7 protein-coding genes are annotated in these 7252 nt (G+C 49.3%); 2 read left to right on the forward strand and 5 right to left on the reverse strand.

Annotated elements, in window-relative coordinates; all coding sequences use genetic code 11:
* Nucleotides 1-275 precede the first annotated feature (275 nt).
* From B5E43_RS10395 to B5E43_RS10405, 4 genes are all read right to left on the reverse strand, one after another.
* On the reverse strand, nucleotides 276-1982 hold the full coding sequence (locus B5E43_RS10395) for a recombinase family protein (RefSeq protein ID WP_087396464.1): 1707 nt from the start codon (nucleotides 1980-1982) through the stop codon (nucleotides 276-278).
* A gap of 92 nt (nucleotides 1983-2074) precedes the next feature.
* Entirely contained in the window at nucleotides 2075-2221 is a 147-nt protein-coding gene (locus B5E43_RS15250; protein ID WP_164475090.1) for a hypothetical protein, read from the reverse strand.
* A 134-nt stretch (nucleotides 2222-2355) separates the two neighbouring features.
* Complete coding sequence (locus B5E43_RS10400; protein ID WP_087396466.1) at nucleotides 2356-2556, reverse strand: hypothetical protein; 201 nt, start codon at nucleotides 2554-2556, stop codon at nucleotides 2356-2358.
* A gap of 421 nt (nucleotides 2557-2977) precedes the next feature.
* On the reverse strand, nucleotides 2978-4441 hold the full coding sequence (locus B5E43_RS10405; RefSeq protein WP_242964801.1) for a ParB/RepB/Spo0J family partition protein: 1464 nt from the start codon (nucleotides 4439-4441) through the stop codon (nucleotides 2978-2980).
* Nucleotides 4442-4735: 294 nt separating this feature from the next.
* On the opposite strand from B5E43_RS10405, the gene B5E43_RS10410 reads away from it, so the two are divergent.
* Nucleotides 4736-5296: a hypothetical protein gene (locus tag B5E43_RS10410; protein ID WP_087396469.1), complete on the forward strand. Its 561-nt coding sequence runs from the start codon at nucleotides 4736-4738 to the stop codon at nucleotides 5294-5296.
* Between the two features lie 5 nt (nucleotides 5297-5301).
* The gene (locus B5E43_RS10415) at nucleotides 5302-6705 is read left to right on the forward strand and encodes a hypothetical protein (protein WP_087396471.1); all 1404 of its coding nucleotides are present in this window, start codon (nucleotides 5302-5304) and stop codon (nucleotides 6703-6705) included.
* 349 nt (nucleotides 6706-7054) lie between these two features.
* Here B5E43_RS10415 and B5E43_RS15345 read toward each other — a convergent pair.
* The coding region (locus B5E43_RS15345; protein WP_206406979.1) for a hypothetical protein at nucleotides 7055-7252 on the reverse strand (198 nt) is incomplete at its 5' end.

The following is a 7252-nucleotide window of genomic DNA, read 5'->3' on the forward strand; positions in this document are numbered from 1 at the left end:
TGTTTCCCTTGAGCTGCAAGGGATTTAGGGCGGGCTCATTCTGCTGCTCCTCCTCTCCCAACCGGATCCGCTTGCCCGCAGGGTAGCCCGCAGGGGCACGCCGCAGCCGTTGGGCGGCAGGGCCGCCAACGGCTGCGCAGGCGCTGGGCTGCGATTTGATTTGGGCGGGGACCTGCCCGCTGCAGCATCTTTTTCGGCAACAAAACACATGCGGAGTATCATTAAAGGATCTGAAAAGGTCTGCTGATGATACTCCGCATTTTTTATTTCCAAGTTTATATGGCAATCTGTGCGGGGGCGTAGCTTAGAGCTACGCCTTTTCTCGTTTCCAAAAGAATGTCCCGCTCGGGGATCTTCCGTCGATCCGGCACCTCAAAAGCGCCGATGCAGTTATAGTGGATCGTCACCCGCTGATTGGTAACACCGTCCTCCTTGACCGCCGGATAAACCTCGATATACTGAATGAGCTCGGCAACCATGCGCTTGGTGATGGTGGTGGCGTCGGTGTAGCGGCGCACCGTTTCCAAAAAGGTATCCACATCCATTCGCTTATCTTCCAGCTTCTTCAGCTCCAACCGCAGCGCCTTAATTCGTCCAGCGTTCTCGCCCTGTTCCTGCTCATACCGCTTGGACATTTTGGCAAACCGGGCATCGCCGATCTTGCCGGACACATTGTCCTCATAGAGACGCTCAAAGAGCATATCCAGTTCCTTGTCCCGGGCCAGCAGCCCGTCCAGCTCCTGCTTCTTGCGTACCTGGTCATTTTCCGCCACCTTTGCCGAGCGGCCCACCATCGCTTTAATAAAGTCGTTTTCGTACTCGTTAGCAAAACAGGCCAGACGATGGATCTCGTAGAGCACGACCTGTTCCAAGAAGTCCAGCCGAATATAGTGGGTGGACGAGCATTTGCGGAGCCCGGAATTGTGGTTGCGGCAACTGAAAAACTTGATGTCGTGGTTGCCCTGGTTAAAATGGAAATTCAAATTGCCGCCGCACTCCGGGCATTTTAGATAACCGCAAAAGGCGCTGGACTCCTGCGTGACGGTAGGCCGTCTGCGCCGGGAAGTTTGCAGGCTTTGTACCTTTTCCCAAGTCACACGGTCAATGACAGGCTCATGGACATTGAGGAAGATTGCTCGGTTTTCTTCCGGGTTTTCAATCCGGCGCTTCATCTTGTAGGACTTGGAGTAGGTCTTGAAGTTGATCACATCGCCACAGTATTCCTGCAAGGTGAGGATTTTCTTGACGGTGGTGTGGTTCCACTTGGTAGGCTCCAGCGTGCTTTTGGAGCCACCCTTGCTGATCCCCTTACTGGTTCGATAGGCCGAGGGGTTCAGCGCCCCCATCGTCCCCAGCGCCGTGGCGATCTGCAAGGGACCGTTGCCCTCTAAGGCCAGACGGTAGATACAGCGCACCACCTCGGCGGCCTCCGGGTCAATGACCCAAAACCGGGGATCATCCGGGTTTTTCATGTAGCCATAAGGCGGCGGAGAAAGCGGAATCCCAGCGTTGCCTTTCATCTTATTGACGATCCGGCGCTTCTTTGAGATGTCCTTGGCGTAGTACTCATTCATAATGTTCTTGAACGGGGTGAAATCGTCCTCTCCTTCGTCGCTGTCCACGCCATCGGAAACGGCCACCAGCCGCACATCATGGAGCGGGAAAAATTCCTCGGTGAGCTTGCCAACCTCAATGTAGTTCCGGCCCAGCCGGGAGAGGTCTTTCACAAACACCGCCGAGATGTACCCGGCCTCGATTGCGGCGATCATTTTCTGAAAGCCGGGGCGCTTCATGGTAGTGCCGGTGATGCCGTCATCTACAAAAAAGATGGTGTCCGTATAGCCCTTGTCCTTGGCGGCCTTTTGGAGAATTTTCTTTTGGTTCTGGATGCTGTTGGACTCGCTATCCATGTTATCGTCACGGCTCAGGCGGCAGTAGAGAGCGGCTGTGCCGGTAGAGATTTTCTTGCTTGACTGCTTCATTATGTCCTCCTTTCCAAGCAGCCGAGCAAGGCTTCATCCTATGTATATTATACCTCTGCCGACCGCCCAAGTTAAGGATGTCGATGGAACAGTTAGGCTGGCTCCAAATCGGCCAGCATCAGCTTCAACAGAATGTCACGCATGGACTCACCGTTGTCCTTGTAGACGGGCGTGACAATGAATTGGATTTTGCCGACTTGATAGGTGTATTCCTCCTTGACGGGTACGGGATCTTCCATGTGGGCCTCCTTCCAGAGCGATACGAAACAATGACCGACAGTCCCCCTTGTCCCGTGGGGAAACGCAGAAAGGCGGCACCTTCGGCGGTGCCGCCCTCTTGCCTTGCTCCACTTTGGGACAACTTGTCCCAAGGTCAGTAGGGGCTGTTCTCAAAGTGCTGCTGGGCCTCCTCCAGCCCACGGATGTCAAAGGCCTCATAGAGCTCTGCCACCACACGCCGGATGTCCGTGGGAGAAAACCCACAGTTTTCCATAGCGTAGATGACATAGCCCCGGCAGGCATTGTTGCTCCACGGCTGGGCAAGCAGGGCCGCCAGTTCGGGATCATACTTCATGTTGGTTTCCTCCTTGATAAAAGTTTCGGGAGCGCCACGCTCATTTCCTTGGCCTGTCATAAGACAGCAATACTCAGCATGACGCTCCCGAGGGGGCGGCGGCCCGGAGGGACAAGCGGCCAACTTGTCCGGCTGCGGATCGTGGCCGTGGGGTGGCTTGTCCCACTTGCGGCACTGGTGTTATCCCCCCGCCCTTTCCCATTCATGGGAAAGGGGGCGGCTCTGGAGGATATACCCCCGTCACGCCCCGGGAATGGCACAGCCGGGGCCGCCCGTAAAGGGCAAGCCGCCGCAGGGCGGCGGTGCGATGCACCCTTGACGGACAGCGCCCGGCCATGCCGTGTAAAAGGCGGCGACGGGGGATCAAGCACCAGAGCCCCTTATAGGGGAGCGCAGCACCTCGGGACAAGCTGTCCCAAAGTTACAGGGCCTTATCAGCTTTTTTCTCCGGCTTGCCCAGTTCCGGGGGCTGCTTCTCCTTCCACTCGTCCAGCAGGGCCAGAATGGTGTCCTTCATCTCCCGGGGGGACTTGTCCTTGCCAAAATACTTTTCCAGTTCGGCGCTGTTGATAATCACCTTGTCAACCTCCTTTTTCTGTTCGCTCAAAATGCCGTCGATCACATCGCCGTTCAGCTTTCCCTCCTTATCCAGTTCCCGCATCTTCTGGGCTTGTGAAAGGGACGGGGAGGACGCTTGCCCCTCAATGGCAACGGCGATATACTTCTGGTGCCTGGGGCGGATGAAAGAAATCTCCACGGCAGGGGTAAAAGAGAGCTGCTTCTCGTCCACCATCTTTTGCAGATCGGGGACAAGCTCGGTCAGGCGGATATACCGCTGCACCTGCTTGTAGTTCATGCCGTTGCGATCCCCGACGATCTGCGTGGAGCGTTTTCCAGCATCCCGGTCATCCTCGCCGGGGCGGGCTCCTTGGTGCTTGATGGCCTCTACCTGCTGTTTCAGCGCAGCGGCCTTTTCCGTGGGCAAAATTCTCTCCCGGTGCCGCAGGTTATCGTCCGTCATAGCGAGGATGGCCTCGTCATCGGTCATATTGCGGACGATACAGGGCATATTGACAAACCCAGCCAGTTCGCTGGCCCGCTGGCGGCGGTGTCCGGCGATAATCTCATATCCGCCGCCCTCACGGGGCCGCACCAGCGCAGGCTGATTGACTCCGGCAGCTTTAACCGACTCCACCAACCCCTGCATTTCCGCATCGTCCCGGACACCAAAGGGGTGATTTTTGAACGGATGCAACTCGGCAAGATTGAGATACACGATTTCTTCTTTCACGCCACGGGTGGCATCCCGAGGGGCGGGCGGCTGCTCGGTTGCAGCCGGGGTCTCCGCTTTGACGGGAGCGCCTTTCCCGGCAGGCGGTTTGCTTTGGGACATTTTGTCCCGAGGTTGCGGCTTGGCCTTGTCGGGGGCCGCCTTGTCAGCCTTGGGTGGGCGACCCCTGCGGGGCTTGGCCGCATCCTTCGCTTTATCCGTCTGCTTGCCCTTGTCCGGGGCCGCAGCCTTTTCCGGGGGCTTGCCCTTTGCCGCCCCATCCCTGGCAGCGGTAAAATCCACTACTTTCCCAGCGGGGGCGGGATCTCCCATGCCGGGGATCGTGGTCTGCTTCTCGTCCTTGCCCGGCTGCGGCACACCCTCTTTAGCAGGAGCGTCCTTTTCTTTGGGAGCCTCCTTACCCGCCGGAGCCGGCTGCTCCGCCGTAGGGGGCTTTACCACCTTGGACGCATCTTCTATCACGGGGGCCTCCGCCTTGGCCGGGGCAGGCTGATCCTGCACCGGGGGAGCAGCTTTGGCAGGCTCTACCTTTCCCGGCTTGGGAGGCTCGTCTGCCTTCCCAGCGTCGGGAATATTCTTTTTATCGTCAGCCACCTAAAAACCTCCTTCGTTGTGAAATAGTAAAAGCCAGCCCGATGGCTGGCCTGTGGGGGAGCACCCCTCCTTTCTCGTTTGGATATATGAAAACGCCGCCTGTAGTCCCATAAGGCGATGAATCATTTAAGAACTAGATTTTGCAGATTTTTAATGCTATAATATATTGTACTAAAGTGGTGCGGTAATTTTTCTAATTACTATTCATTTTGGCAACTGCAATGTTACAATGTTCCAAAGCAATCTGCTTTCAAATTGCCGCTCTGAAAGGTGTTTGAGGAGGAGCAAATTAAGATGAGTACACAAACAAATTCTCACAAACTTCCAAATCAAGAAAAGTGGATTACACTAACTTCTTCAGAAGTTAAACATATTTTTGCCTATTATATTGTAATATTTCTCATATCACTTATCGCAATGATTGCGTTTATACGACATTTTACCCTAGTAGATTCTAGTGAAATTGAGATGACTAATACTGTATTGTTTTCATTTACTTGCGGACTTCTTGGTGGAACATTTTATTATATTCGTAAATTATACAAGTCCTGCATTCAATTATTGTTTAGTACAGAAGCCCAAGTTACTACAAACATTAAGTCACTAGGCGTCAAAGTGTACTTTTATTTCCGGCCAATTATGGGGGCCGTTTTATCAATATTAGTAATATTGGGGGTTTATGGAGGATTTTTTGTTTTGCTTGAGCAACCTGCAATTAACTCGGATAAGTTCTACATATTTGTCGCTCTACTGTCATTTGCAACTGGATTTTCAAATGGTAAGCTTATTGTTAAGTTGGATAATACAACAGATAAAATTGCTGAGATGATTAGTGGTTCTGAGGAGGGTAAATAATAAATATGGATAAACGCCAAGAGAATATTGATAAATTAGAAAATCTTGCTCAGGAAGTTTTAAAACTTAAAAATCTTCATCGTCAAAGAAGACCTATTATTATTGAATTTTGCGGTAGTCCAAAGGCAGGGAAGACATCTTCAATTACAGCTTTGAACATTTTTCTGAAGCGAAATGGATTTAAAACTACAATACTAACAGAACGTGCAAGTATTTGCCCAATTTCTGATAAAGAAAGTCCTGTTTTTAATGTTTGGACTTGTTCCGCAACCATCAATGAAATAAATGAAAAGATGGACGAGGCGAATACAGCTTCGGAAGGTAATCTTGACATAATACTATGCGATCGCGGAATTTTTGATGCCTTATGCTGGTTTCGCTGGCTTAAAAGCAGGGATAAAATGAGTGAAGAAGAATATGATGTATTAACTCAGTTCGCTATGCTCAATAGATGGCAAAAAAATATTGACTTAGTTTATATTTTTTTAACTACACCTGAAGAATCTATTCGAAGAGAATATGCTAATTTACTAACAAATAAGCGTGGCTCGATAATGAAAGAAGATATTCTTGAGCAATATAAAAAATCTGTTGAAGAAACTTTACATGAGTATGAATCTGCATTTAGGGCTACTTGTGTCCAAGATACAACAGATAGAGAGCAAAATGACGTAAGTTATGAGGTGACCGAAAAAACTCTTCAAACCCTAAAGGAAATGCTTATGGAGAAAATTGGTTATGCAGATCGATCTAGTTTATTTCTACAAGAAGGGTTAATTGATTACTCTAAAGTTAAATGTGAGTTGGAAAAGGTTAAATATGGCTTGAGAGAAGAAGTCGAGGCAAATAGTGATTTTATCCAGCCGATTGCAATAGCGGCTATCATCTCTGAAGATGGCGGGAGAATACTTTGTGTTAAAAAGACGAGAAAAAGCACAGATGCTTCATCCCCTGAATTTGGGCAGACATTGTTATATGTCGGGGGGCATATGCGCCGCGAAGATTCTACTGCTAAATGCAGAAGTTTCTTGGATGTTTTACGAAATACGTTGGAAAGAGAACTGTACGAAGAACTTGGAATATCTTTTGCGCTCAATCAAAAAAGAGATCCTTTTGTCATTTACACACCTAACTCAAATAAAAGCCGAAAGCACCTTGCTATCGGTTGGGTCATAAAGTTGAATGAAGGTAGTAAGCTACGGCTTGATTCTTATGAGTTGGTTCAAAAGAAAGGGAGATCAAAAAGCGGCACATTTATTCCTTTCCAAAATATTACGGATCCAGATATTTCTTTGGAATCGTGGAGCAAGACTATACTTTTAAATATTTTTGCAGATAAATTATCTGAATCTCAAAAAGCATTGCTAAGCAGTTCTACATCTGAACAATTAAGTATTCTTGAATCTTAGTTGTAAATTCAGGAGAATTGTATAAAATCATTTAGGATGAAAGCCTTGCTTGCTGCTTGCAAACCATTGATATTACTGGATTTCCGCAGATCCTTTAATGACACTCGGACCAATTTTGTCAGAAAAACCGCCTATTTAGGCGGTTTTTCTGTATAAACATATCGGAATTTCGTCAAATATTTGGTGTGGCGTTCTGGACTAATTTTCAATTTACAAGCAGCAAAAGATATCCCCAGCAAATTAAGGGTCGTTTGACCAAGAATACCGACCATATAGCAACTACTCTATATAGCTATTTTGCACTAAATTATTCTATTCGTTGGGGGGGCAGTTGAGTCTTGTTAGAATATCAGACTGTATTGAAAGATGCAATTAAAGAATGTTCTGGTGTTGCAGCTAACACGGATATTTGGGAGAAAGACGCCTTGTTCAACGCCTCATGAAATGCCATCACAGCTGAGAATGAAAATATAGTCTGTGCGTTAACCGAAGGATTTGCTAAACTGAATACAGCAGGCGTAGTCCGGTTGCACCTTGGTGGATTTTC

This window comes from Flavonifractor sp. An100, assembly GCF_002161175.1.
In the GTDB taxonomy this organism is placed as follows: Bacteria; Bacillota; Clostridia; order Oscillospirales; family Oscillospiraceae; genus Lawsonibacter.

What these genes read in the sequence shown, in the direction of transcription:
- B5E43_RS10395 (WP_087396464.1), bottom strand. Translation starts at nt 1,982, where the DNA reads ATGAAGCAGTCAAGCAAGAAAATCTCTACCGGCACAGCCGCTCTCTAC.
- B5E43_RS15250 (WP_164475090.1), bottom strand. Translation starts at nt 2,221, where the DNA reads ATGGAAGATCCCGTACCCGTCAAGGAGGAATACACCTATCAAGTCGGC.
- B5E43_RS10400 (WP_087396466.1), bottom strand. Translation starts at nt 2,556, where the DNA reads ATGAAGTATGATCCCGAACTGGCGGCCCTGCTTGCCCAGCCGTGGAGC.
- B5E43_RS10410 (WP_087396469.1), top strand. Translation starts at nt 4,736, where the DNA reads ATGAGTACACAAACAAATTCTCACAAACTTCCAAATCAAGAAAAGTGG.
- B5E43_RS10415 (WP_087396471.1), top strand. Translation starts at nt 5,302, where the DNA reads ATGGATAAACGCCAAGAGAATATTGATAAATTAGAAAATCTTGCTCAG.